The sequence below is a fragment of the Streptomyces sp. NBC_00038 genome, assembly GCF_026343635.1.
Lineage (GTDB): Bacteria > Actinomycetota > Actinomycetes > Streptomycetales > Streptomycetaceae > Streptomyces.
Map to the genome: position 1 here is coordinate 8934180 of NZ_JAPELQ010000001.1, position 26222 is coordinate 8960401.

Annotated in this window: 24 protein-coding genes and 1 pseudogene; 13 read left to right on the top strand and 12 right to left on the bottom strand. The window is 69.0% G+C overall.

All coding sequences use genetic code 11. The annotated features are described in order from the left end of the window. Positions 1–91: 91 nt before the first annotated feature. From OG219_RS40050 to OG219_RS40100, 11 genes and pseudogenes are all read left to right on the top strand, one after another. Positions 92–988: a dihydrodipicolinate synthase family protein gene (locus OG219_RS40050; protein ID WP_266835139.1), complete on the top strand. Its 897-nt coding sequence runs from the start codon at positions 92–94 to the stop codon at positions 986–988. A 139-nt stretch (positions 989–1127) separates the two neighbouring features. Beyond that, positions 1128–2129 (top strand): proline racemase family protein, encoded by a 1002-nt coding sequence (locus OG219_RS40055; RefSeq protein ID WP_266835141.1) that lies wholly within the window; start codon positions 1128–1130, stop codon positions 2127–2129. Positions 2130–2270: 141 nt separating this feature from the next. Continuing rightward, complete coding sequence (locus tag OG219_RS40060; RefSeq protein ID WP_266835143.1) at positions 2271–3635, top strand: aldehyde dehydrogenase; 1365 nt, start codon at positions 2271–2273, stop codon at positions 3633–3635. A gap of 52 nt (positions 3636–3687) precedes the next feature. Next, positions 3688–4383: a GntR family transcriptional regulator gene (locus tag OG219_RS40065; protein WP_266835145.1), complete on the top strand. Its 696-nt coding sequence runs from the start codon at positions 3688–3690 to the stop codon at positions 4381–4383. A gap of 277 nt (positions 4384–4660) precedes the next feature. Further along, positions 4661–5901: pseudogene (locus OG219_RS40070) on the top strand (RNA-guided endonuclease InsQ/TnpB family protein). A 398-nt stretch (positions 5902–6299) separates the two neighbouring features. Continuing rightward, positions 6300–7298: a LacI family DNA-binding transcriptional regulator gene (locus OG219_RS40075; protein ID WP_266835147.1), complete on the top strand. Its 999-nt coding sequence runs from the start codon at positions 6300–6302 to the stop codon at positions 7296–7298. Between the two features lie 144 nt (positions 7299–7442). Next, the gene (locus OG219_RS40080) at positions 7443–8792 is read left to right on the top strand and encodes an ABC transporter substrate-binding protein (protein WP_266835149.1); all 1350 of its coding nucleotides are present in this window, start codon (positions 7443–7445) and stop codon (positions 8790–8792) included. 8 nt (positions 8793–8800) lie between these two features. Next, positions 8801–9763 (top strand): carbohydrate ABC transporter permease, encoded by a 963-nt coding sequence (locus OG219_RS40085; RefSeq protein ID WP_266835151.1) that lies wholly within the window; start codon positions 8801–8803, stop codon positions 9761–9763. Further along, positions 9760–10635 carry a carbohydrate ABC transporter permease gene (locus OG219_RS40090; RefSeq protein ID WP_266835153.1) on the top strand — a complete coding sequence of 292 codons (876 nt, stop codon included), beginning with the start codon at positions 9760–9762 and terminating at the stop codon, positions 10633–10635. Before OG219_RS40085 ends, OG219_RS40090 begins: the two co-directional genes overlap by 4 nt. Positions 10636–10691: 56 nt before the next feature. After that, positions 10692–12302, top strand: a complete 1611-nt coding sequence (locus OG219_RS40095) for a glycoside hydrolase family 13 protein (protein WP_266835155.1) — start codon at positions 10692–10694, stop codon at positions 12300–12302. Positions 12303–12387: 85 nt separating this feature from the next. After that, positions 12388–14544, top strand: a complete 2157-nt coding sequence (locus OG219_RS40100; protein WP_266835157.1) for a discoidin domain-containing protein — start codon at positions 12388–12390, stop codon at positions 14542–14544. Here OG219_RS40100 and OG219_RS40105 read toward each other — a convergent pair. Genes OG219_RS40105 through OG219_RS40120 form a run of 4 tightly spaced genes read right to left on the bottom strand, consistent with a single transcriptional unit; the run spans position 14516 to position 17857 of the window. Further along, positions 14516–15322, bottom strand: a complete 807-nt coding sequence (locus OG219_RS40105; protein WP_266835159.1) for an ABC transporter ATP-binding protein — start codon at positions 15320–15322, stop codon at positions 14516–14518. The genes OG219_RS40100 and OG219_RS40105 overlap by 29 nt on opposite strands. A 20-nt stretch (positions 15323–15342) precedes the next feature. After that, positions 15343–16122 carry an ABC transporter permease gene (locus OG219_RS40110; RefSeq protein WP_266835161.1) on the bottom strand — a complete coding sequence of 260 codons (780 nt, stop codon included), beginning with the start codon at positions 16120–16122 and terminating at the stop codon, positions 15343–15345. Further along, entirely contained in the window at positions 16119–16892 is a 774-nt protein-coding gene (locus tag OG219_RS40115) for an ABC transporter permease (RefSeq protein WP_266835163.1), read from the bottom strand. Before OG219_RS40115 ends, OG219_RS40110 begins: the two co-directional genes overlap by 4 nt. Further along, entirely contained in the window at positions 16889–17857 is a 969-nt protein-coding gene (locus tag OG219_RS40120; RefSeq protein ID WP_266835165.1) for an ABC transporter substrate-binding protein, read from the bottom strand. Before OG219_RS40120 ends, OG219_RS40115 begins: the two co-directional genes overlap by 4 nt. A 187-nt stretch (positions 17858–18044) precedes the next feature. On the opposite strand from OG219_RS40120, the gene OG219_RS40125 reads away from it, so the two are divergent. Continuing rightward, entirely contained in the window at positions 18045–18860 is an 816-nt protein-coding gene (locus OG219_RS40125; RefSeq protein WP_266835167.1) for an IclR family transcriptional regulator C-terminal domain-containing protein, read from the top strand. On the opposite strand, the gene OG219_RS40130 is transcribed toward OG219_RS40125, so the two are convergent. Genes OG219_RS40130 through OG219_RS40140 form a run of 3 tightly spaced genes read right to left on the bottom strand, consistent with a single transcriptional unit; the run spans position 18811 to position 20974 of the window. Beyond that, complete coding sequence (locus OG219_RS40130) at positions 18811–19737, bottom strand: PDR/VanB family oxidoreductase (protein WP_266835169.1); 927 nt, start codon at positions 19735–19737, stop codon at positions 18811–18813. The two genes, OG219_RS40125 and OG219_RS40130, sit on opposite strands and share 50 nt — an antisense overlap. Then, positions 19734–19913, bottom strand: coding sequence for a hypothetical protein (locus OG219_RS40135; protein WP_266835171.1), 180 nt, complete (start codon positions 19911–19913; stop codon positions 19734–19736). The genes OG219_RS40130 and OG219_RS40135 overlap by 4 nt, the downstream gene beginning before the upstream one ends. Then, positions 19910–20974 (bottom strand): aromatic ring-hydroxylating dioxygenase subunit alpha, encoded by a 1065-nt coding sequence (locus OG219_RS40140; RefSeq protein ID WP_266835173.1) that lies wholly within the window; start codon positions 20972–20974, stop codon positions 19910–19912. Before OG219_RS40140 ends, OG219_RS40135 begins: the two co-directional genes overlap by 4 nt. A gap of 175 nt (positions 20975–21149) precedes the next feature. On the opposite strand from OG219_RS40140, the gene OG219_RS40145 reads away from it, so the two are divergent. Then, positions 21150–22217, top strand: coding sequence for a sorbosone dehydrogenase family protein (locus tag OG219_RS40145; RefSeq protein ID WP_266835175.1), 1068 nt, complete (start codon positions 21150–21152; stop codon positions 22215–22217). 65 nt (positions 22218–22282) lie between these two features. Here OG219_RS40145 and OG219_RS40150 read toward each other — a convergent pair whose 3' ends face one another. The 5 genes from OG219_RS40150 to OG219_RS40170 all read right to left on the bottom strand — a co-directional run bounded on the left by OG219_RS40150 (position 22283) and on the right by OG219_RS40170 (position 26193). Next, on the bottom strand, positions 22283–23047 hold the full coding sequence (locus tag OG219_RS40150; RefSeq protein WP_266835177.1) for an SDR family NAD(P)-dependent oxidoreductase: 765 nt from the start codon (positions 23045–23047) through the stop codon (positions 22283–22285). Then, entirely contained in the window at positions 23044–23625 is a 582-nt protein-coding gene (locus OG219_RS40155; protein WP_266835179.1) for a TetR/AcrR family transcriptional regulator, read from the bottom strand. The genes OG219_RS40150 and OG219_RS40155 overlap by 4 nt, the downstream gene beginning before the upstream one ends. A 30-nt stretch (positions 23626–23655) precedes the next feature. Further along, positions 23656–24090: an acyl dehydratase gene (locus OG219_RS40160; RefSeq protein ID WP_323183328.1), complete on the bottom strand. Its 435-nt coding sequence runs from the start codon at positions 24088–24090 to the stop codon at positions 23656–23658. Positions 24091–24151: 61 nt separating this feature from the next. Next, complete coding sequence (locus OG219_RS40165) at positions 24152–24628, bottom strand: MaoC family dehydratase N-terminal domain-containing protein (RefSeq protein ID WP_266835183.1); 477 nt, start codon at positions 24626–24628, stop codon at positions 24152–24154. Then, complete coding sequence (locus OG219_RS40170; protein WP_266835185.1) at positions 24625–26193, bottom strand: AMP-binding protein; 1569 nt, start codon at positions 26191–26193, stop codon at positions 24625–24627. The genes OG219_RS40165 and OG219_RS40170 overlap by 4 nt, the downstream gene beginning before the upstream one ends. Positions 26194–26222 lie beyond the last annotated feature (29 nt).

The window sequence follows — 26222 nt, forward strand, 5'->3', positions numbered from 1 at the left end:
CTCGGCCCGTGATTACCAGCAACCTATGGCTGATTACCAGCAACCTATGACTGCCAGTAAAATGTCACACCCTATTGAGATGGGACCGCTCATGACCACCACCGAGAACCGCCCCTGGCGCGGAGTCCTCGTCGCCACGGCCCTTCCGTTGAACGACGACCTCTCCGTCAACTACGAGAAGTTCGCCGAGCACTGCGCCTGGCTCGTCGAGAACGGCTGTGACGGCGTCGTGCCGAACGGCTCCCTCGGCGAGTACCAGGTGCTCACGCCCGAGGAGCGCACCAAGGTCGTGGAGACGGCCGTGGCCGCCATCGGCGGCTCCCGTGTGATGCCCGGCGTCGCCGCCTACGGCTCCGCCGAGGCCCGCCGCTGGGCCGAGCAGGCCCGCGACGCCGGCTGCGCGTCCGTGATGCTGCTGCCGCCGAACGCCTACCGCGCCGACGAGCGCTCCGTCCTCGCCCACTACGAGGAGGTCGCCAAGGCGGGCGTCCCGATCGTGGCGTACAACAACCCCATCGACACCAAGGTCGACCTGGTTCCGGAACTGTTGGCGAAGCTGCACGCCGCGGGCCACATCCACGGCGTCAAGGAGTTCTCCGGCGACGTGCGCCGCATCTACCAGATCCAGGAGCTGGCCCCTGAGCTGGACGTCCTGATCGGCGCCGATGACGTCCTCCTGGAGCTGGCGATCGCCGGTGCGAAGGGCTGGGTCTCCGGATACCCGAACGCGTTGCCGAAGTCCACCGTGGAGCTCTACCACGCGGCGATCGAGGGCGATCTGAAGACCGCGCTGCCGCTCTACCGGAAGCTGCACGCGCTGCACCGCTGGGACTCCAAGGTCGAGTTCGTGCAGGCCATCAAGCTGTCCATGGACATCGTCGGCCGGCACGGCGGTCCGGTCCGGCCGCCGCGGGTTCCGCTGCTGCCGGAGCAGGAGGCCGCGGTGCGCGCCGCGACCGAGAAGGCCGTCGCCGACGGTCTCGCCTGACCGTCGCCGGTGGTACGGGACCGGGTGCGGCCGGTCCCACACCGACCGACGGGCGCGGCGGGCGGCCCTCACCGACCGCCGCGCCCGTCACCCCTCCACCTCTTCATCCGTGTCCCACGTTCAAGGGAGCAGCTCGGACATGCGCAGCAAACTCGTCCTGCACGCCGTCGACTCGCACACCGAGGGAATGCCGACCCGGGTGATCACCGGCGGGATCGGCACCATCCCTGGCGCGACCATGAACGAGCGCCGGCTCTACTTCCGTGAGCACCGCGACCACATCAAGCAGCTCCTGATGAACGAGCCGCGCGGGCACTCGGCGATGAGCGGCGCGATCCTCCAGCCGCCGACCCGCCCCGACTGCGACTACGGGGTCGTCTACATCGAGGTCTCCGGCTATCTCCCGATGTGCGGCCACGGGACCATCGGCGTCGCCACCGTCCTCGTCGAGACGGGGATGGTCGAGGTCGTCGAGCCCGTCACCACCATCCGCCTGGACACCCCGGCGGGCCTCGTCGTCGCCGAGGTCGCGGTGGAGGACGGCGCCGCGAAGTCGGTGACGCTGAAGAACGTCCCCTCCTTCTCCGCCGGCCTCGACCGCAAGATCACGCTTTCCGACGGCCGGACGGTGACGTACGACCTGGCCTACGGCGGCAACTTCTACGCGATCCTGCCGCTGGAGCAGTTCGGGCTGCCCTTCGACCGGACCCGCAAGGACGACATCCTCGCCGCCGGCCTCTCGCTGATGGAGGCGATCAACGCGGAGGAGGAACCCGTCCACCCCGAGGACCCGTCCATCCGCGGCTGCCACCACGTCCACCTCATCGCCCCCGGCGCCACGGCACGGCACTCCCGCCATGCGATGGCCATCCACCCCGGCTGGTTCGACCGCTCGCCCTGCGGTACCGGCACGAGCGCGCGCATGGCGCAGCTGCACGCCCGCGGCGAACTCCCCCTGAACACCGAGTTCGTGAACGAGTCGTTCATCGGGACGCAGTTCACGGGACGGCTGCTCGGCACCACCGAGGTCGCCGGGATCCCGGCCGTACTGCCCAGCTTCACCGGCCGCGCCTGGGTGACCGGCACCGCCCAGTACCTGCTGGACCCCTCCGACCCCTTCCCTGCCGGGTTCGTCCTCTAGATCCTTCCGACCCGTTCCCGCCCGGATTCATCCTCTAGATCCATCCGACCCGTTTCCCGCCGGGTTCATCCTCCAGACCTCTCCGACCCGTTCCCGGCCGGACTCACCCTCTGGACCCCACGGGTCCCAGGAGCGCACCACATGACCCTCGTCGTCAGCCACAACCCCGCCCGCCCCGCCGACATCCTCACCGAGACGCCCGCCATCGGACGCCAGGGTGTCCTCGCCGCGGTCGAACACGCCCGTGCCGCCTCCCGCCTGTGGGCCCAGGGTGGTGCCGCCCGCCGCGCCGCAGCCCTGCACGCGGCTGCCGAGCGCGTCGAGCAGGCGGGCGACGAACTCGCTGCGCTCGTCGTCCGCGAGGTCGGCAAGCCGATCACCGAAGCACGTGGCGAGATCGCCCGCGCCGTCGCGATCCTGCGCTACTACGCACAGCAGCCTTACGACCCGGTCGGCTCCGTCCACGAACCGGCGGCCGGGGCAGGACTGCTGTTCACCCGGCGCGCCCCGCACGGCGTCGCCGGGCTGATCACGCCCTGGAACTTCCCGCTCGCCATCCCCCTCTGGAAGGCCGCGCCCGCGCTCGCCACCGGCAACGCGGTCGTGCTCAAGCCCGCACCGCCCGCCACCGCCTGCGCGCTGCGGCTCGCCGAACTCCTCGACGGAGTGCTTCCGGAGGGTGTGTTCACGGTCGTGCCCGGCGGGGCCGAGGAGGGCATGGCGCTGGTCGACGGCGCCGACGTCGTCTCCTTCACCGGCTCCACCGCCGTCGGCCGGGCCGTCGTACAGGCCGCGACCGCGAGCGGCACTCCGGTACAGGCGGAGATGGGCGGCCAGAACGCCGCTCTCGTGCTGCCCGACGCCGACGTGGAGACGACCGCGGCGCAACTCGCCGCCGCCGTCGCCGGATTCGCGGGCCAGAAGTGCACGGCCACCAAGCGGATCATCACGGTCGGCGACCCGGGGCCGCTCCGGGAGGCCCTGATCAGCGCGCTGCACGCCCTGCGTACCGGAGACCCCGGCGACCCGGACACCGTGTGCGGCCCGCTCATCTCCGCAGCGGCCCGCGACGCCGTCCTCGCCGCGGCTTCCGGAGGGCGCCTGCTGACCGGGGGAGTGCGCCCGGCCGGACTCGACGGCTGGTACGCCGCACCGACTCTCGTGGACCGGCTCCCCGAGGGCCACCTGCTGGCCACCGAAGAGGTCTTCGGGCCGATCGCCGCGCTCAGCTCGGCGCCCGACCTGGACACCGCGATCGCCTGCGCGGGCTCCGTGGCCCACGGCCTGGTCTCGTCCGTGCACACCGCCGACCTGGACGCCGCCCTGCGCTGCGCCGACCGGCTCGCCACCGGCATGGTCAAGGTCAACGCCCCCACCACCGGCGTCGACTTCCATCTGCCCTTCGGCGGCGAGAAGGCCTCCAGCCACGGCCCGCGCGAGCAGGGCAAGGCGGCCCTCGACTTCTACACCAGGACCCGCACGGTCACGATGCTCTCCGCCGCATAGATACTGGTAGCACGTGACATTGCATATGCCCGTACCAGGAGGACGACGACCCATGGCCGCCCAGCGCACCAGCGCCCCGCCCGCCGCTCCCGACCTGCCCTCGCTGGGCGGCAAGAAGAGCAGCTACCGCGAGCGTGTCGCGGACGCGCTGCGCGCCGCGCTGATCGCCGGTGAACTGCGCGCCGGCGAGATCTACTCCGCGCCCACCCTCGCCGCCCGCTTCGGCGTCTCCGCGACCCCGGTGCGCGAGGCCATGCTCGACCTCGCCAAGGAAGGCCTCGTCGACACGGTCCCGAACAAGGGCTTCCGGGTCACCGCGGTCTCCGAGAAGCAGCTCGACGAATACACCCACATCCGCTCGCTGATCGAGATCCCCACCACCGTCGAGCTCGCCACGGCGGCCGATCCGGTGGCACTGGAGGCCCTGCGGCCTGTGGCCCAGGAGATCGTGACGGCCGCGGCGGCCGGTGACCTCATCGCGTACGTCGAGGCCGACATCCGCTTCCACCTCGGACTGCTCGCCCTCGCGGGCAACGCGCACCTGGTCGAGGTCGTCGGCGACCTGCGCAAGCGCTCCCGCCTCTACGGCCTGAACGCCCTCGTCGCAGCGGGCCGCCTGGAGGACTCCGCCGAGGAGCACCTGGAACTCCTCGACGCGCTGCTCGCCCGCGACAAGGAGTCCGTACGTGCCGTCATGACGCGGCACCTCGGGCATGTGCGGGGCCTGTGGGCCGCCGAGTCCGAGTAACCGGCCCGTGGATCAAGCTGAATGAGGAACAGCGTGCCCGCCCTGGCCGGAGCCGAGGCCGAGGCGAGGGCCCGGCTGCTGACCGTCCACCGCCGCCGGGATTCATTCGCAGTGCTCCGGCCTTCAGGCCGGAATGAAGCGAATCTGGCGGTGGCGGCGCGGGCACCGCGGTGGCGTTTCGGCGGAGCGGGACTGTGTGCGTGGGCCATGTACGGTGATATGTCGAATGGGTGTTCTGTCGTGACGGTGTGTGCGCGGTGTGCCTAGTGTGATCGTCATGCAGCTCCGGTATGCCTTCAGGCTCTACCCGGAGCCCGGCCAGGCGAGCGCGCTGGTGCGGGCGTTCGGGTGTGCCCGTGTCGTGTACAACGACGCCGTGCGCACCCGCCGCGACGCTCACGCAAGCGGTCTGCCCTACCCGAACCTGGCCGTGCTGTCCCGAACGCTGGTCACCGAGGCGAAGCAACGCCCCGGGCGGGCCTGGCTCGCGGAGGTCTCCTCCGTCGTGCTCCAGCAGTCCCTGCGCGACGCCGAAACTGCCTACAGGAACTTCTTCACCTCACTCAAGGGCGACCGCAAAGGCCCGAAGACAGCCCCGCCCCGGATGAAGTCACGTAAGGACAAGCGGCAGGCCATCCGGTTCACAGCCAACGCCCGCTGGTCCATCACCCCGGGCGGGAAGCTGAACCTCCCCAAGATCGGGGCGGTGAAGGTCGCCTGGTCCAGGCGGCTGCCCGTCACTCCCTCCAGCGTCACCGTGATCAAGGACAGTGCCGGGCGGTACTTCGCGTCCTTCGTCATCGACACCGACCCCGCCACTGACGCCGCCCGGATGCCCGCCACCGGGCAGAGTGTCGGCATCGACCTCGGGCTGACGCACTTCGCGGTCCTGTCCGACGGCACGAAGATCGACTCCCCGCGGTTCCTGCGCCGCGCGGAGAAGAAACTCAAGGAGGCCCAGCAAGACCTCTCCCGCAAACGGAAGGGATCGAAGAACCGTGCCAAGGCCCGCCTGAAGGTGGCCCGCGCGCACGCTCAAGTGGCCGATGCCCGCCGCGAGTTCCACCACCGGCTCTCCACCAAGCTGATCCGCGAGAACCAAGCGATCGCCGTGGAAGACCTGGCCGTGAACGGACTTGCACGCACCAGGCTGGCGAAATCGGTGCACGACGCGGGCTGGGGCGCCTTCCTCGCCATGCTCGAATACAAGGCGAGACGGTACGGGCGCACCTTCATCACGATCGGCAGGTTCGAGCCGACCAGCCAGGTCTGCTCCACCTGCGGGACCAAGGACGGCCCAAACCCCTCCACGTCCGCCAATGGACCTGCTCTGCCTGCGGCACCGTCCACGACCGGGACATCAACGCCGCCACCAACGTCAAGACGGCCGCCGGACTGGCGGTATCGGCCTGCGGAGCGCCAGTAAGACCAGAACCCGTTCTGGCTCAGCGCGAAGAAACAGGAAGCCATGGAATCCCTACTGGGCACCGTGCCGCGAGGCGGCACAGCATCCGGTAGGGACGGCCAGAATCCCCACCTTTCAGGGTGGGAGCATGTCAATACATCGTCGAGGACCGTCAGTACGTCGGCGACGACCGGTATCTGGATGGCTGCCCGTACAACCTCGGCTGGTACCCCACCCGCCCGAAGAGAAGAAACGCCTCAGCTATCGGAACGGCGTCGAGACGACCATTCCGGCCCAGACGGGTGTCCCGGTCTTCGACGACGTCAACGGCATCCATCGCTACTCCACCGCGCCGTACGGCTCCAGCTACGACGCGCAGACTCGGGTAGGACCGTCACGATGAAGAAGGAGTGCAGCGACGGCCGGGTGAAGGTCTCGGTGGGAGCTTCCTGGGTAAACTGCTTCCACCTTTACGCAAGCCGTTTGCATATCTTGCGCTATTCTTGCGCATGTGACGCGACGACTTGCTCAGGTGGCGAAGAAGGTCGGGGTCAGCGAGGCCACGGTCAGCCGGGTGCTCAACGGCAAGCCCGGAGTCTCCGATTCCACTCGGCAGGCGGTTCTCTCCGCACTGGACGTGCTCGGCTACGAGAGGCCCACGCAGCTGCGCGGTGAACGCGCCCGGCTCGTGGGCCTCGTGCTGCCCGAGCTGCAGAACCCGATCTTCCCGGCGTTCGCCGAAGTGATCGGCGGGGCGCTCGCGCAGCTCGGACTCACCCCGGTGCTGTGCACCCAGACCAAGGGCGGCGTCTCCGAGGCGGACTACGTGGAGCTGCTGCTCCAACAGCAGGTCTCCGGCGTGGTGTTCGCGGGCGGTCTGTACGCGCAGGCGGACGCGCCGCACGACCACTACCGGCAGCTCGCGGACCGCAACATCCCGGTGGTGCTTGTGAACGCGGCCATCGAGCACCTCGGCTTCCCCTGCGTCTCCTGCGACGACGCCGTCGCCGTTGAGCAGGCCTGGCGCCACCTGGACTCGCTCGGCCACGAGCGCATCGGACTTGTCCTCGGCCCCGGCGATCACATGCCCTCGGGGCGCAAACTCGCCGCGGCGCGCGTCCTCGCCCCCGACCTGCCAGACGAGCACATCGCCCGGGCCATGTTCTCCCTGGAGGGCGGCCAGGCCGCGGCCACCCGGCTGCTCGACCGGGGTGTCACCGGCATCATCTGCGCCAGCGACCCGCTCGCGCTCGGCGCCGTACGGGCCGCCCGCCGCAAGGGACTCACCGTCCCCGGCGAGGTCTCCGTGGTCGGCTACGACGACTCGGCGTTCATGAACTGCACCGAGCCGCCGCTGACCACCGTGCGCCAGCCCATCGAGGCCATGGGGCGCGCGGCCGTCGAGTTGCTGAACGCCCAGATCGGCGGCAGCAGTGTCACCCCCGAAGAGCTGCTGTTCGAGCCCGAGTTGGTGGTCCGTGGTTCGACAGCGCAAGCGCCGCGCCACTGAGCAACAGGTGACTGTCAAATAATTACAGATTCTGCGCGACATCTTGCGGACGGATGTCGTCGGTGCTTGAGTGTGCGGCGCCCACCGCTCCAGGCCACGGGTTGCCAAAGGGTTCCACCCGCTCCTGCCCAAAGGGGTCCACCGATGAGAAGCACCGGGTTCCGCCGCACCTTCATCACGCTCATGGCGTGTTCTTTCGCGCTCACCGCCACCGCCTGCGGTTCGGGCGACGACGACACGGCCGACGGCAAGACCAGCATCACCGTCAACTGCATGCCGCCCAAGAGCGCGAAGGTCGACCGCTCGTTCTTCGAGGCGGACATCAAGGCCTTCGAGAAGGCCAACCCGACCATCGACGTCGTCGCGCACGACGCGTTCCCGTGTCAGGACCCCAAGACGTTCGACGCCAAGCTGGCCGGCGGCCAGATGGAGGACGTCTTCTACACCTATTTCACGGACGCCAAGCACGTCGTGGACATCAACCAGGCCGCAGACATCACGAGTTACGTCAAGGACCTCAAGAGCTACGACACCATCCAGCAGCAGCTGCGCGACATCTACACCGTCGACGGCAAGATCTACGGCGTCCCGCGCACCGGCTACTCGATGGGCCTGATCTACAACAAGAAGCTCTTCGAGGAGGCGGGCCTCGACCCCGACAAGCCCCCGGCGACCTGGGAGGAGCTGCGCGCGGCCGCCAAGGCGATAGCCGGGCTCGGCAACGGCACCGTCGGATACGCCGACTACAGCGCCCAGAACCAGGGCGGCTGGCACTTCACCGCCGAGATGTACTCGCAGGGCGGCGACGTCGTCAGCGAGGACGGCAAGAAGGCCAACGTCGACACCCCCGAGGGCAAGGCCGTCCTGCAGAACCTCAAGGACATGCGCTGGACCGACAACTCCATGGGCACCAAGCAGCTCCTCATCCTCAATGACGTCCAGCAGATGATGGGCTCCGGGAAGCTCGGCATGTACCTCTCCGCGCCGGACAACATCCCGATCCTGGTCAAGGAGAAGGGCGGCAACTACAACGACCTCGCCCTCGCGCCCATGCCCGGCGGCAACGGCACGCTCGTCGGCGGCGACGGCTACATGTTCAACAAGAAGGCGACGCCCGAGCAGATCAAGGCGGGTCTGAAGTGGCTCGACTCGATGTTCCTCACCCCCGGCGACGGCTTCCTCGGTGACTACGCCCGCGCCAAGCAGAACGACGCACCCGTCGGCCTGCCCGAGCCCCGCCTGTTCACCGGCGCGGCCGACGCGAAGGACCAGCAGGTCAAGACGGCGAACGCCAACGTCCCGGTCGAGAACTACCAGGCCTTCCTCGACGGCAACCAGAGCCTGGACATGAAGATCGAGCCGCCGCAGGCCCAGCAGATCTACTCGGTCCTGGACGGCGCCGTCTCCGCGGTGCTCACCAAGAAGGACGCCGACATCGACAAGCTCCTGAGCGACGCGTCCGGCAAGATCGACTCGATTCTGGCCCGGGGCTGACACCGTTCATGAAGACCGCATCGAAGCCCGCGGTGCCTCCACCGACGACTGTACGGCCGGTGGAGGCACCCAGGCCCGGACCCCAACGGCGTCCACTGCGGCGGCGCCTGGCCGACCAGTCGCGCGCGTACGGCTTCCTCATCGGCGGCCTGCTCTGCTTCGCGCTGTTCTCCTGGTACCCGGCGATCCGCGCGGTCGTGATCGCCTTCCAGAAGTACACGCCAGGGGCGGAGGCGGAGTGGGTCGGCACCGAGAACTTCACCCGCGTCTTCCACGACCCGGAGTTCGCGGCCGCGTGGCGCAACACCCTGACCTTCACGCTCCTCGCCCTGCTCATCGGCTTCGCCGTCCCCTTCGTGATGGCGCTGGTGCTGAACGAACTCCGGCACGCGAAGGCGTTCTTCAGAGTCGTGGTCTATCTGCCGGTGATGATCCCGCCGGTGGTCAGCGCCCTCCTCTGGAAGTGGTTCTACGATCCCGGAGCGGGCCTGGCGAACGAGGCGCTGCGCTTCCTGCACCTGCCCACCTCGAACTGGTCCAACGGCGCCGACACCGCCCTCGTCTCGCTCGTCATCGTCGCCACCTGGGCCAACCTCGGCGGCACCGTCCTCATCTACCTGGCCGCGCTGCAGAGCATCCCCGGTGAGCTGTACGAGGCGGCCGAGCTGGACGGCGCGAACATCTGGCAGCGCATCCGCCATGTGACGATCCCGCAGACCCGCTTCATCATCCTCATGCTGATGCTGCTGCAGATCATCGCCACCATGCAGATCTTCACGGAACCGTTCGTCATCACGGGCGGCGGCCCCGAGAACTCGACCGTGACGGTCCTGTACCTGATCTACAAGTACGCCTTCCTCTACAACGACTTCGGCGGAGCCTGCGCCCTGAGCGTCATGCTCCTCGTCCTGCTCAGCGCCTTCTCCGCGCTCTATCTGAAGCTGACCAGCTCCGGAGGCGAGGACTCATGAGCACCCGAACACTGGTCTCACCGCTCACCCTGGCCCGCCGCCGCGGCAAGACCCTTTACTGGAGCGTCTTTTCGGGGGTGGTCCTGCTCTTCGCGCTCGCCTTCCTCTTCCCCGTCTACTGGATGGTCACCGGCGCCATCAAGTCGCCGGACGAGGTCACCCGCACACCCCCGACGCTCGTCCCCGACCGGTGGAGCATCAGCGGCTACACCGATGCCTGGGACCTGATGGACCTGCCCACCCACCTCTGGAACACGGTGGTGCAGGCCACCGGCGCCTGGATTCTCCAACTCGTGTTCTGCACGGCCGCCGCGTACGCCCTGTCCAAGCTGAAGCCCGCCTTCGGCAAGATCCTCCTCGGCGGCATCCTCGCCACCTTGATGGTCCCCGCCCAGGCGTTGGTCGTCCCGAAGTACCTGACCGTCGCCGACCTCCCGCTGATCCACACCAGCCTGCTCAACGACCCGCTCGGCATCTGGCTGCCCGCGGTGGCCAACGCCTTCAACCTCTACCTCCTCAAGCGCTTCTTCGACCAGATCCCGCGCGACGTCCTGGAGGCCGCCGAGATCGACGGCGCCGGACGGCTGCGCACCCTCTGGTCGATCGTGCTGCCCATGTCCAGGCCGGTCCTGGGAGTCGTGTCGATCTTCGCTCTGGTCGCCGTCTGGCAGGACTTCCTCTGGCCGCTGATGGTCTTCTCCGACACCGACAAACAGCCCATCAGCGTGGCTCTCGTCCAGCTGTCGCAGAACATCCCGCTGACCGTGCTGCTCGCCGCGATGGTGATCGCCAGCATCCCCATGGTGGCGATGTTCCTGGTGTTCCAGCGCCACATCATCGCCGGGATCAGCGCGGGAAGCACGAAGGGCTGACGGCACCTCCCGGCCGACGGCACCCCCTTCCAGAGCTTCACAGAAAGGTAGGCACCGTGGGACAGCATTCCCCTGCCCGCATTCAGGGCGAATGGTGGCGCTCCGCCGTCATCTACCAGGTGTACGTCCGCAGCTTCGCGGACGGCGACGGCGACGGCACCGGCGACCTCGCGGGCGTCCGCGCCAAACTCCCCTACCTCGCCGAACTTGGCGTGGACGCCCTGTGGTTCAACCCCTGGTACCTGTCACCCATGGCCGACGGCGGCTACGACGTCGCCGACTACCGCGCCATCGACCCGGCCTTCGGAACGCTCGCCGAGGCGGAGAAACTCATCGCCGAGGCACGGGAGCTGGGCATCCGCACCCTCGTCGACATCGTTCCGAACCACGTCTCCGACCAGCACGCCTGGTTCCGCGCGGCCCTCGCGGCCGGCCCCGGCAGCCCCGAGCGCGAGCTGTTCCACTTCCGTCCCGGACGCGGCGAGCACGGCGAACTCCCGCCCAACGACTGGCCGTCCCAGTTCGCGGGCTCCACCGAACCCGTCTGGACCCGGCTGCCCGACGGCGACTGGTACCTCCACCTGTTCACCCCCGAGCAGCCCGACCTCAACTGGGCACACCCGGCCGTCCGGCAGGAACACGAGGACGTCCTGCGCTTCTGGTTCGAACGGGGTGTGGCCGGTGTCCGCATCGACTCGGCCGCGCTGCCCGCCAAGGACCCGGACCTGCCCGACTTCGTCGAGGGTCGCGACCCGCACCCCTTCGTCGACCGCGACGAACTCCACGACATCTACCGATCCTGGCGCGCGGTCGCCGACGCCTACGACGGCATCTTCGTCGGCGAGGTCTGGCTCCCCGACACCGAGCGCTTCGCCCGCTACCTCCGCCCGGACGAACTGCACACCGCCTTCAACTTCTCCTTCCTGTCCTGCCCTTGGGACGCCGGACGGCTGCGTACGTCGATCGATGAGACCCTCGCCGAGCACGCCCCGGTCGGCGCGCCGGCCACCTGGGTGCTGTGCAACCACGACGTGACACGCACGGTCACCCGCTACGGCCGCACCGACACCGGCTTCGACTTCGCCACCAAGGCCTTCGGCACCCCCACCGACCTCGCCCTCGGCACTCGGCGCGCCCGCGCCGCCGCCCTGCTCTCACTCGCCCTGCCCGGCGCCGTCTACGTCTACCAGGGCGAGGAACTCGGCCTGCCCGAGGCGGAGATACCGCGCGACCGCATCGAGGACCCGATGCACTTCCGCTCCGGCGGTACCGACCCGGGCCGGGACGGGTGCAGGGTCCCGCTGCCGTGGATCGCGGAGGCGCCCCACGCGGGCTTCGGCGGTGACCCCTGGCTTCCGCAACCCGTGGGCTGGTCCGCGTACGCGGCCGACCAGCAGTCGGCCGACCCCGCCTCGATGCTCGCCCTCTACCGCGAGGCACTCCGCGTCCGTCGCGCCGAACCCGGCTTCGGCGACGGACCGCTCACCTGGCTCCCGGCCGCCGAAGGCGTCCTGTCCTTCGCCCGCACGGACGGCGTGCTCTGCGTCGTCAACCTCTCCGACACCCCCGCCGACCTCCCCCCACACTCCCAACTCATCCTCACCAGCGGTCCCTTGGACACCGAGGGGCGGCTTCCCCAGGACTCGGCGGCCTGGCTGCGCGCCTGACACCGCAGCCAGGCTGCCGTTCCACCCCGCTATCCCGGCACCCCCACACGAAAGGGATCAGCACATGTCGAAAACTGTCAGGAGCATGCCAATAGTTGTAGCAACAGCGGCAACCGCCGTGGCCGTCGCCCTCACCGCCGGCATGCTCAGCGCCACCACAGCCCACTCCGCGGTCACCGCGGCGGGCGCCACCCTCCCCTTCACCTCCGTCGAGGCCGAGTCCGCCACCTCCACGGGCACGCGGATCGGCCCCGACTACACCCAGGGCACGCTTGCCTCGGAAGCCTCAGGACGGCAGGCCGTACGGCTGACGGCGGGCCAGCGCGTCGAGTTCACCGTCCCCCGAGCGGCCAACGCGGTGAACGTCTCCTACAGCGTCCCCGACGGCCAGTCCGGCACCCTCGACGTGTACGTGAACGGTGTCAAGATCACCAAGACCCTCGCCGTCACCTCCAAGTACTCGTACGTGGACACCTCCTGGATCGCCGGCGCCAGGACCCACCACTTCTACGACAACGCCCGGCTGCTCCTGGGCCAGAACGTGCAGGCCGGCGACAAGGTCGCCTTCCAGGCCACCTCCGTCCAAGCCACCGTCGACGTGGCCGACTTCGAGCAGGTCGCGGCAGCCGCCGCACGCCCCGCCGGCTCGGTGTCCGTCACCGACAGGGGCGCGGACCCCACAGGGCAGGGCGACTCGACACAGGCCTTCCGCGACGCGATCTCCGCCGCACAAGGGGGAGTCGTGTGGATCCCGCCGGGCGACTACCGCATCACCTCCTCGCTCAGCGGCGTCCAGAACGTGACCCTCCAGGGCGCGGGCAGCTGGTACTCCGTCGTGCGCGCCTCGCGCTTCATCGACCAGAGCAGCTCGTCCGGAAGCGTCCGCCTCAGGGACTTCGCGGTCATCGGCGAGGTCACCGAGCGCGTCGACTCCAACCCGGACAACTTCGTCAACGGCACCCTGGGCCCGAACTCCACGGTCTCCGGCATGTGGATCCAGCACCTCAAGGTCGGCCTCTGGCTGACGGGAAACAACGACAACCTCGTCGTCGAGAACAACCGCATCCTCGACACCACCGCCGACGGCCTCAACCTGAACGGGAACGCGCACGGTGTCCGGGTCCGCAACAACTTCCTGCGCAACCAGGGCGACGACTCGCTCGCCATGTGGTCGCTCAACTCGCCCGACACCAACAGCAGTTTCGAGAACAACACCATCTCGCAGCCGAACCTGGCGAACGGCATCGCGATCTATGGCGGCACCGACATCGCTGTCAGGAACAACCTGGTCTCCGACACCAACGCGCTCGGCAGCGGTATCGCGATCTCCAACCAGAAGTTCCTCGACCCCTTCCACCCGCTGGCGGGCACCATCACGGTCGACGGCAACACGCTCGTGCGCGCCGGTGCGATGAACCCCAACTGGGGCCATCCCATGGGTGCGTTGCGGGTCGACTCGTACGACAGCGCGATCAACGCCACGGTCAACATCACCAACACCACGATCACCGACAGCCCGTACAGCGCCTTCGAGTTCGTGTCGGGCGGCGGGCGCGGTCTGGCGACGAGCAACGTGAACGTCACCGGCGCCACGGTCAACAAGGTCGGCACGGTCGTGGTCCAGGCCGAGACGCAGGGCGCGGCCAGGTTCAGCAACGTCACGGCCACCGGAGTGGGCGCGGCGGGTGTCTACAACTGCCCCTACCCGAGCGGTACTTTCACCCTCACCAACGGCGGCGGCAACTCCGGCTGGGACACCACCTGGTCCAACTGCTCCGCCTGGCCCCAGCCCGGCTCCGGAAACCCGGACCCCGAGCCGACCACCAACCTGGCCAAGGGCCGCCCCGCCACGGCCACCGGCTCGGTGGACGTCTACACGCCCGGCAAGGCTGTCGACGGCGACGCCAACACCTACTGGGAGTCCACCAACAACGCCTTCCCGCAGGCACTGACGGTCGACCTCGGTTCAACTCAGGCCGCCCGCAGGGTCGTTCTGAAGCTCCCGCCCGCCGCGGCCTGGGGCGCGCGCACGCAGACCCTGTCCGTGCAGGGCAGCGCGGACGGTTCCTCGTACTCGACCGTCGTCGCCTCGACGGGCTACCGCTTCGACCCGGCCACCGGGAACACGGTCACCGTGTCCCTGCCCAGCGGCACGAACCTGCGCTACCTCAGGGTCAACGTCACCGGGAACACGGGCTGGCCGGCGGCCCAGCTCAGCGAGGTGGAGGCGTATCTTTCGTGAGATCAAGGGGTGTCCCGCGCTTCGCCGCCTGGATCTGCTCGTACACATGGGTCCGCAGTTCGGCGAAGCGCGGGGCGACCCGGGTGTGCAACTGGTCCCGCTCGTCCGGGAGATCGACCTTCAGCTGCTCCTGTACGACGGTGGGGGAGGCGGAGAGGATCAGTACCCGCTCGCCCAGATAGACGGCCTCGTCGATGTCGTGGGTGACGAACAGGATCGTGATCCCGCGCTCCCGCCACAGCCCGCGCACGAGATCCTCCAGGTCGGCGCGCGTCTGCGCGTCGACCGCCGCGAACGGCTCGTCCATCAGCAGCACATCGGGCTCGTACGCGAGTGCGCGGGCGATGGCGACGCGCTGTTGCATACCGCCGGACAACTGCCAGGGGTAGGCCCCCGCGGCGTCCGTGAGCCCGACCGACTCCAGTGCGTCGGCGACCAGCTCACGGCGCCGTGCCTTGCCCAACGCCTTCTGCTTCAGCGGGAGTTCGACGTTCTCGCCGACCCGCATCCACGGAAACAGGCTGCGCCCGTACTCCTGGAACACGAACGCCATCCCGGGCGGCGGCCCGCTGACCCGCTGGCCGCCGAGCAGCACTTCACCGGCGGTAGGTGTCAGCAGTCCGCCCATGCATTTCAGGAGCGTGGTCTTGCCGCACCCCGACGGGCCCACCAGACAGACGAGTTCACCCGCCTCCACCGTGAAGGTGAGGTCCCGTACCGCCTCCACCCGGCGGCCGGATCCCTCGTAGACCTTGTTGAGGCCGCGTACGTCGAGCATGGACCGCCCTTTCGCGAGTTTCACGGGGACCGCCGGGAGGATGCGCGCCGACCGTGGTACCAGCCGAGCACCCGGCGCTCGACCAGCTGGAAGACCACGGAAAGTAGGAATCCGAGCAGGCCCAGGACGAGGATTCCGGTCCACATGTCGGGGATCGCGAAGCTTCGTTGGAACTGCACGACGGTGAAGCCGATGCCGTTGCTGGCCGCGAACATCTCGCTGATGACCATCAGGATGATGCCGATGGACAGCGCCTGGCGCAGCCCCGCGAAGATCTGCGGGCTCGCCGCACGCAGGACCACGTACCGCAGCCGGGCGACGCCCGTGATGCCGTACGAACGCGCCGTCTCGGACATCACGGAGTCGACCGCCCGCACGCCCTCGACCGTGTTGAGCAGGATCGGCCAGACGCAGCCGCTCGCGATCACCACGATCTTCATGGTGTCGCCGATGCCCGCGAACAGCATGATGACCGGGACGAGCACGGGCGGCGGCACCGCGCGCAGGAACTCCAGGACCGGCTCGCAGAAGGCCCGGACCCGCCGGTAGGAGCCGATGACCGTGCCCACCGCCACGCCCACGACGGCCGCCGACGCGTAGCCGACGAGGAGCCGCACCACGCTGGGCAGGACGTCGGTGCGCAGCCGCTCGCCCGTCCAGACGTCCGGGAAGGTCTTGAGGATCGTGCGAAGGGGCGGCCAGAAGACGTCGGTGCTGCCGTCGGAGGCGAACCACCAGACCACGACGAGCAGCGCGGGCAGTGCGACGACGTAGAGCGACCGCAGGAGTACCTGCTTCACACCGCCACCTCCCCGCGCACCGACTGGTGCCAGGCCAGCGCGCGCCGCTCCAGCGCGCGGGCCCCCACATTGATCAGCAGGCCGAGGAGACCGGTGACCACGAGCAGGGAGTACATCTCGGGGACGGCCTGAGAGGTCTGGGCGATGCCGATGTTCTTGCCCAACCCCGGTGCTCCGATGACCAGTTCGGCGGTCACGGTGAGGATGAGGGCGACCGCGGCGGCCAGCCGGACGCCTGTCATGACGTACGGCAGGGCCGAGGGCCACAGGACATGGCGGATCCGTGCCCAGGTGCCGAGACCGTACGAGCGTGCCGTCTCGTCCGCCACCGGGTCGACGTCCTGGACGCCGTACAGGACCTGGATGAGGACCTGCCAGAAGGAGGCGTACACGACGAGGAGGAGGACGGAGCGGAGTTCGGTGCCGTAGAGGAGGACGGCGAGTGGGATCAGGGCGACGGAGGGGATCGGGCGGAGGAACTCGATCGTGGAGGCGGTGGCCTCCCGCAGGTGGGGCACGACCGAGATCAGCACGCCGGCCAGGATTCCGGCGCTCACCGCGATCGCCAGGCCCAGGCCCCAGCCCCTGAGGGTGTCCCCGAGCGCCGTCCAGAACACCTCGTCCTTGAGCTCCCGCCAGAGCGCTTCGGCGATACGGCTGGTCGGCGGGAAGTACTCCTCCTTGACAAGGCCGAGCCGCGGCACCGCCTCGCCCAGAGCGAGGAAGGCCGCGAGCCCGGCCGCACCCAGTGCGGCGTTCAGTCCCTTCACGGAAGCAGCTTGTCCAGGTCGGGCGTCGACTTGAACAGCCCGTCCTCCTCGCCCAGCTTCATCAGCGCCTCGATCGAGGCACGGTTCGCCTCGGCCGGCCACTTCGGCAGGACCACGTTCGCCAGCACCGCCGCCGGGATCTTCGTGTACGTGGTGACGATGTCCCGGGCCTCGTCGGGGTGGGAGTCGGCGTAGGCGAGGGATTCCGCGGTGGCCTCCTGGAACTTCTTCACGACGTCCGGGTTCTGCTGCTGGTACTGCGTCGACGTGAAGTACATGGCGATGGTGAGGTTCGGCGCGACGTCGAGGAACGGCGAGGCGATCTCCTGGCCGCCCTGGCTCTTGATGGTGGCGAGCGCCGGCTCGACGACCATGGCGGCGTCGACCTGGCCGCTGTCGAGGGCGGCGGGCATCTGGTCGAAGGGGAGCTCGACGAACTTCACCTTGTCGGGGTCGCCGCCCGCCTTGCGCACCGATTCGCGCACCGCGGTCTCGTTGATGTTCTTGAGGGCGTTGTTGGCGACCGTCTTGCCCTCGAGGTCCTTCGCCGACTTGATGGCGCTGTCCTTCTTCACCGTGATCGCGCCGAAGTCCTTGCCCTGCACGCCCGTTGAGGCGATGCCGTTGACCACGGCCTGCACGGGCACGCTGTTGGTCTGGGCGATCATCAGCGAGGTCACGTTGGAGAACCCGAACTGGAACTGGCCGCTGACGACGCCCGGCACGATCGCGGCGCCGCTCTGCGCGGTGGTCACCTCCAGCTTGAGGCCGTGCTTGGCGAAGATGCCCTTCTCCTGGCCGAGGTAGAGGGGCGCCACGTCGACGATGGGAATGAGTCCCACCTTGACCGTGGTGGTCCCGCCCGACGACGAACTCTTGTCCGACGACCCGGAGTCGGACGAACCGCAGGCCGATGCGGCCACCAGCAAGGATCCGACCGCGAGACCGGCAAGCAGACGACGCATTACTCCTCCTGTGCAGACGAGAGTGTTCCGACAGGCTGTGCGCACACCGCACAATAGTGCTCAGCGGGAAACTAGGACCCCGTTTCGACGGGGTCAATCCTTTTCGCTGACAATATTGTTGACAGTTACCGAAATGCGTCCTGGTGTGCGCAGAAGGCGCCCGCCGTGCGTCCATCTGGAGGCGACGATGCCTGCGGCAGCCCGCGCGCCCCATTTCGTCCGGTCCTTCGAGCGGGGCCTCGCCGTCATCCGCGCATTCGACGCGGATCACGCGGAATTGACGCTCAGTCAGGTCGCTCGGACCTGCGACATGACCCGTGCGGCGGCCCGCCGCTTCCTGCTGACGCTCCTCGACCTCGGATACGTGCACACCGACGGCCGGATGTTCCGGCTCACCCCCCGTGTGCTGGAGCTCGGCTACTCCTACCTCTCCGGTTTCACCCTGCCCGACCTCGCCGAGCCCCATCTGGAGCAACTCGTCGCGCAGGTACGGGAGTCGTCCTCGCTCTGCGTCCTCGACGGCGACGACATCGTGTACGTGGCACGTGTCCCCACCAGCCGCATCATGACCGCGACGATCACCGTCGGCACCCGCTTCCCCGCCCATGTGACCTCCGTGGGACGGGTGATGCTCGCCCATCTGCCGGACGAGGAGATCGACGCCCGGCTCGCCCGCGCCGAACTGCGGCCCCTGACGGCACGCACGATCGTCCTGGCCGAGTCGCTCAAGGTGGAACTCCTGCGCGTACGGCGCCAGGGGTACGCCATCGTCGACCAGGAGTTGGAGGAGGGGCTGCGCTCGGTCGCCGCCCCGGTACGCGACCGGGACGGCGAGGTCGTGGCGGCCGTGAACATCCCGGTGCACGCCAGCCGCAACTCCATGGACTCCGTCCGCCGGGACCTGCTGCCCCACCTGCTCGCCACCGTGGCCCGCATCGAGGCGGACCTCCAGGTCACAGATCCAGCACGAGCCGCTTCCCCAGGCAGCGAGAGACGCAGATGAGCATCGTCTCGCCCGCCTCCCGCTCCTCGTCGCTGAGCACCGAGTCCCGGTGGTCCGGGGTCCCTTCGAGGACCTCCGTCTCACAGGTCCCGCAGGTGCCCTCGGTGCAGGAGTAGAGCACTTCCACGCCCGCGGCCCGCACGGTGTCGAGTACGGAGACAGCGGCGGGGACGGTCAGGGTGCGCCCGCTCCGCGACAGCAGCACCTCGAACTCACCGTCCGGGCCGCTCTCCTGGACCTTCGGCTGGAAGCGCTCGACGTGCAGGAGCCCGGCGGGGCACCGCTTCTCGACCGCGTCCAGGAGCGGGCCGGGCCCGCAGCAGTAGACCAGGGCGTCAGGGGCGTCCAACGGGGCCAGATCCAGCAGTCCGGTCTCGTCCTGCGGGGCGATGGTCACCCGGTCCCCGTAGCGGCCCAACTCTCCGGTGAACGCCATGGATTCGCGTGTACGCCCGCCGTACAGCAGCGTCCACTGCGCGCCCGCCGCCTCCGCCGCGGCGAGCATCGGCAGGATGGGCGTGATGCCGATGCCGCCCGCGACGAACCGGTATCGCGGGGCGTCCTGGAGGGCGAAGTGATTGCGCGGGCCGCGCACCCGCACCTTGTCGCCCTCGCTCAACTCCTCGTGCACGTACGACGATCCGCCGCGCCCGTCCGGCTCCCGCAGCACCGCGATCCGCCATGAGAGCCGGTCGGCCGGATCACCGCACAGCGAGTACTGCCGCTCCAGCTCCGGCCCGAGTGACACGTCGATGTGGGCGCCCGGCTGCCAGGCGGGAAGCTCCTCGCCGAGCGGGTGGCGAAGGGTGAGGGCGAGCACGCCATCGGCGGCGAACTCCCGTCGCTCGACGACGAGTTCGGCCTCGTACACGGTCATGAGCTGTTTCCTTGAGAGCGGTCGGGGAAGTGCCCCTCGGGGTGGCCGAGCATCCACTCCCACATCTCGATCGGGTCCTGGGCGGAGTGCTCGGCACCGCAGTGACAGGTGCCGTGCAGGATGTCCGTGCCCGGCACCCAGTCGATGCGGTAGATCTCGCCGGTCGGGCTCGTCACAGCACCTTCTCCATCGGCTTGTCGCCCTCCTCGACCAGGCGGGCGAGGATACGGCGGGCGGCCAGCCCGCCGGTGTCGATGTTGATGCTGAGCTCCTGGTAGCCGCTGCGCTCCGAACCCAGCGTCCTCTGCAAGAGGTTGAGCGCGTCCACGTCCTGCATGACGACGGTGTGGTTGTTGCTCCGCAGGAACTCGGTGACCTCGGTGTCCTCCGTGGCCCAGTCGCGCGAGACCGCCCAGAAGTCGTACACCTTGCCGTCCGACGAGGGGGTGATGGCGTAGGTGATCTCGGTGTGGAAGCCGTTCGGGTCGCTGCCGTCCGCCTCGGGCAGGACACCGACCGGTGCGATGCGGCTGTGCAGCAGGTAGAGACACGGGGTGTGGTACTCGATGTCCTGCCAGCGGGTGATCCGGCCCTCGATGCCGGTCGAACGGGCGTAGAACGGCGGGCACTCGGCGTCGTCCATGTGCCGGCTGACCCGCACGATCCCCGCGCCCTCGTCGACCTCGGTGGTGATCGGCGTCTCGGCGACCTCGGGGCTGCCGATGTAGCCGCCGTGCAGATACGTCTCGTGCGAGAGGTCGAGCAGATTGTCCACGAGCAGCCCGTAGTCGGCGTCGATCGGCTCCATGCCGCAGACCGTGACCCAGTCGGGGGAGCCGAGGTGGCGGGCGCGCGGGATGGCCTCCGGGTCGGCGAGGGCCGGGTCGCCGACCCACACCCAGATCAGCGCGTCCTGCTCGACCACCGGATAGGAGGCGACGCGGGCCGTCCGCGGTATGCGTTTCTGCCCCGGCACGTACACACACGTGCCCGTCGTGTCGTACGTGAACCCGTGGTAGCCGCACACGATCCGGTCACCGTCGAGCCGGCTCTCCGAGAGCGGGAAGCGGCGGTGCACACAACGGTCGGACAGGGCGACGGCCGTCCCGTCCTCCTCGGTCCGGTAGAAGACGAGCGGCTCCCCGAGGATCGTCCGGCCGAGCAACTCGCGCCCCACCTCGTGCGAGTAGGCGGCGACGTACCACTGGTTCCTGGCGAAAGCAGTCATGTGCGGCATTGGCGGGTCCCGTCATCGTCGACGTCGTGTCGGAAATACCATGACGATGGCGCCGACACCCCGGCAATAGGACTTCCGTCGGACGGAAATCCTCTGGCCGGCAGAGCCAATTTTTCAGCTGACGGTCACCGTTCCGAGGTGGATGGCCCGACGGGGCGATTCCTAAGATCGCCGCGTGCGCTGGCGACGGATACTCGTACTTGGCCTGGCCGGTCTGCTGGTGACGGCGGCCGCCATCGGGATCTACTCCTACGGTTCCTTCTTCGGCTGGTGGGCCCGCCCGACCGTCCGTGACGCTCCGGAGGCGAAACCGGCGGCCGTGGAGCCGGTCGTGAGCGGGCTGCGCCTCCCCTTCGACCTGGCGTTCCTCCCCGACGGGGCGGCGCTGGTCACCGAGCGTGAGACCGGCCGTCTGCGCAAGGTCACCCCGGACGGGCGGCTCAGCGAGGTCCGGACCATCCAGGAGATCGCCGAACCGACCAAACAGGCCGGGCTGCAGGGAGTGGCCGTCTCCCCCTCCTACGAACAGGACGGCTGGATCTACGTCTACTACACCACCGCGCACGACAGCCGGGTGGGCCGGCTGCGGCTGGACTCGTCGGCTCCGCCCGAGCCGATCCTGACGGGCATCCCCAGCGGTGAGATCCACAATGGCGGGCGGATCAGGTTCGGCCCGGACGGCATGCTCTACGTGACCACCGGGGAGGCCGACGACCGTTCCAGGGCCCAGGATCGCAACGACCTGGGCGGCAAGATCCTGCGGGTCACGCCGACGGGCAAGGCCGCACCGGGCAACCCGATCGAGGGCTCGCCGGTGTACAGCTGGGGGTTCCGTGACCCGCAGGGGCTCGCCTGGGACGAGAAGGGTCAGCTCTACGTCTCCGAGTTCGGCCACCACAACCTCGACGAGTTGAACCGGGTCGAACCCGGCGCCGACTACGGCTGGCCCGAGGTGGAGGGCACCGGTGGGGAGCCCGACTTCACGGACCCGATCGCGACCTGGAAACCTGCCGACGCCTCACCCAGCGGGATGACGTACCACGACGGCCGTATCTGGGTCGCCTGCCTGCGCGGTGAGCGGCTCTACCGGATCGCCACCGACGGCTCGTCGCCCGAGCAGTTGCTGACCGGCCAGTACGGCCGGCTCCGGCTCGTGACGGAGGCCCCGGACGGCTCGCTGTGGGTGCTGACCAACGGCCGCACCGGCCCCGACTACGACCTGATCCTCCGGGTGACCCCGTGACGGCCTGCGAGGGCGCCGCGAGCACGCCTCCGCTCAGATGACTTGAAGCGCCGCGCGAGGCTCAGCTACGGCAGCGAGTAACCGCCGTCGACGACGATGGCTTGGCCGGTGGTCCAGGCAGCTTCGTCGCTGGCGAGATAGGTGACGGCACCGGTGAGATCCTGCGGCTTGCCCAGGCCGAAGGGGTGGCGCGCTTCGATGACGTCCATGGCGTCGTCGGGGACACCGTCGTGGATCGCGGACGGGAACGCGCCCGGGCAAACACAGTTGATGCGAATTCGCTCTTTGGCGTATTCGAGTGCGGCGACACGGGTGAGGTGGATGACGCCTGCTTTGGCGACGCCGTAGGGCGCGGCGTACGGCCATGCCGTGAGGCCGGCCACCGAGGCGATGTTGATGACCGATCCGCCACGGTCCCGCATCACGCGTGCGGCGGCCCGGACGCCGTGGAAGGTACCGGTGAGATTGATGCGAACGCAACGGTCGAAATCGTCCGTGGTGACGTGGTGGATGCGAGCGTTCGGCGACACGGCGCCGGCGTTGTTCACCAGGAGGTCGAGGCCGCCGAAGGCCTCGACCGCGCTACGGACGGCACGGTCGAAAGCGTCTCCGTCGGTGACATCCAGTTCTGGTGTGGTGACCTCAACGCCGTCTCGCCTCAGACGCGCCGCCAGATCACCGACCGCTTCCACACGGATGTCGGAGAGCGTGAGCGCCCGCGCGCCCTCGCGTGCGAAAGCCTCGGCGATCGCCGCGCCGAGCGCACCGCCGGCGCCCGTGATGAACGCGGTCCTGCCCGCGAGCCGCCCGGCGACACCAGGTGAAATCATCGTGGTTCGAGGCCCTTCAGGTAGAAGTCCAGCAGTTCGTCGGCGAGTTCGCGGTAGTTCCCGCCCGGCTTGTACCACTGGTAGGACCAGTTGGTGATGCCGAACAGCGCCAGGGTCGCGGGGCGGACACGGACCTCGCGGAAGATGCCCTGGCGGATGCCGTCCTTGATGGTCGACTCGACCAGCCACTGGTACCGGTCGCGGCTGCGCACCGCCTCGGTGCGCAGCGGCTCGGGGATTTCGCGGTGGTGCTCGAAGAACACCCGGAGGTAGCCCGGCCGGGTGTCCATGATCTCCAGGATGTCGGCGGCGACGCGGCGCAAGGTTTCGCGCGGATCGAGGCCCTCGTCGACGTACCCCTCGAGTCGCGGGAACACGTCGGTCATGACGTCGTTGTGGATCCAGACCAGGATCTCCACCTTGCTCTTCACATAGTGGTAGAGAGTCGGCTTGCGGAGACCGACCGCCTCGGCGATGTCGTCCATGCCGGTGTTGTGATAGCCCTTCTCGTCGAAGAGCCGTGCGGCGGCCCGGATGATTTCCGCGCGTCGCTGGGTCGCCTCCGCGGTAATGGTCATGGCGTTGTTCTCCTGGCCTACTCGCTGAGCCTACTCATGGGTCGGGACGTTCTCAGCGTGAATGGTAGGCGCCTGCTGGTGGCTCCGACCTACGGGTCGAGGCACGGGCAGGACCACGACGGCGTGGCCAGGGGTGCACAACGCGCCGTACTGGTCGCGCTCTTCGAGATCCACCTCGATCACCTGCCGGCCGTCGGCGACACGACTGGCGGTGATCGTGCCGGTCACGGTGAGGGTGTTGCCGGCGATGGCGATGGCGCGGTTCTCCCAGCGCAAGGACTGCAGCCGGGCATCGGGGCCCGCCCACGCGAGAACGGCGTTGGCGAGGAAGCAGCCGTGCAGGTGGGACTGCACGAGGACGTCCGGGTAGCCCTCGCTCCGCGCGTACGCGGTGTCGTAGTGGATGCGGTGGGCGTTCCAGGTGACGGCACTGAACCGGAAGAGCTGCACTGTCGTGGTGGTCACGCTGTAGGGCGTGATCGGGGTTCCCTCGGTGACACTCGGAACGATATTGGGCATGGCGACCTCAGCGGGCGATGAAAGATTCGTGACAGGTGACGAGCGGGGTGCCGGCTTCGTCGGTGAAGCGGCGCCGGATGCGCAGCAGCAGGAGGCTGCCGGATCGGCCGCGCTTGAGCCGCACATCGGCCAGGCTGGTGTGTACGACGAGGCTCGCACCGGCCCGGACGGGGTGGTGGAACTCGAGCTCCTGGCCGGCGCCCATCAGCCGGACTCCGTCCAGCGGGATTCCCCGCGTGTCGGAGGCCGCGGTGCCGTCGGTGTCCAGTTCGGACTCGGCCGGCCCGTCGCCCCAGCCCATGACGGAGCTGAGGAACAACGGGTGGGCCGTCGCGTCCCCCGGACCGGGGTGGGAAGGCGGCGCGTGGGACGCGACGGCGAAGCGCACGATGTCCCGCTGCCCGATGGTGCCGAGCCGTTCCGTGCGCTCGGTACCCACCTCGGCCCGGAGCCGCTCGCAGTGGGCCTCCAGGAGGGCGCTCATTCGATCGGCCCCCAGTCCTGGACCCGCTTGCGCAGCAGCTTCTTCTCGATCTTGCCGATCGAGGTCTTGGGGAGTTCGTCGCAGACCTCGACCACCGCGGGAACCTTGAACTTGGCGAGGTGCTCGTGGCAGAGGCGGAGGATGTCGTCGCGATCAAGGAGCACGTCGGGCCGCGGGGCCACGAAGGCCACCGGCACCTCGTCGTTGATGATGTGGACGGCGGACACCACCGCGGCTTCGGCGATGCCGGGATGGGTGAGCAGGACGCGTTCGACCTCGCTGGCCGAGACGTTCTCGCCGGCCACCTTGATGACGTCCTTGAGACGGTCGAGGAAGTAGATGTAGCCGTGCTCGTCGAAGTAGGCGTTGTCGCCGGTGTAGAGCCAGCCCTCGCGCAGGGCATCGGCGGTGGCCTGCGGGTTCTTGTAGTAGCCCTTCATCAGGGTCCGGCCCGGGATGCCGCCGACGATGAGCTCGCCGACCTCCCCGACAGCCACGTCCACGCCGTCCGGGGTGACGATGCGTACCTGCCGGTCGAGCACGGGCAGCCCGATCGAGGGCCAGCGCTTCTCCCCGTGCACCGGGGCGGCGGTCACCATGGTCATCGCCTCGGACAGCCCGTAGCCGTTGACGAGTTCGACGCCGAACCGCCGCTCGAACTCGGTCTTCTCCTTGTCGAGCACGTTGATGCCGTAGGAGATCCGGCGTACGGAGTGCTCGCGGTCGCCGTGGGCGGGCGGTTGGGCCAGGAGCGTGCGGAGCTGCATCGCCACCAGCGAGAGCACGGTGGCGTGCCGCTTGCGCACCTGGGCCCAGAACTTGCCGGCGCTGTAGTCGGCCAGCAGGACGCAGGTCGCTCCGGCGGTGAGCGACGCCATGACGGTGATCGTCTGGGCGAGCACGTGGAACACCGGCAGTGCGGTCAGACACCGGTCGGTGTGGTCGATACCGAGCACCCGCCATTCCCGCTCGCCGGCGAAAAGGCAGTTCGCGTGGGTGAGCATGACGGCTTTCGGCCGTGCGGTGGTGCCCGAGGTGAACAGCAGCTCGGCGACGTCGTCCGACTCCACGACGACTTCCGGCGGGGTGGCGTCGTGGTTCACCAGCGCCCCCAACGGCACCCAGCCCGGCAGCGGAGCCTCCGAGCGGGCGAGCACACGCAGCCGGACCGCCGGATTGGCGTCCGCCACGGCGGCGAGCATGCCGGCGTGCTCGGCACCGGTCACCACGCCGACGGCGTCCGAGAAGGACACCACGTGCTGCATCTCGTCGGCGGTGTTGGCGGTATTGGACGGTACGGCGACCGCGCCGATCCAGCTCAGCCCGAACCAACAGAACAGGAACTCCGGGCAGTTCGACAGGTGCACGACGACCTTGTCGCCTTTGCCGATGCCCTCCGCGGCCAGACCGGCGGCCACCGACCGCACCCGCCGTACGAACTCGGCGTAGGTGAACTCGGTGACTGAGGAGTCGCGGTCGACGAAAATCAGGAAGGGCTTCGGCCCGAACCGCCTCTCCCGCTCGGTCAGCAGATCGCGCAGGGTGCGCGCGCCCACGATGTCCATGGCTTCCTCGCTTCCGACGGCGCTGTCGT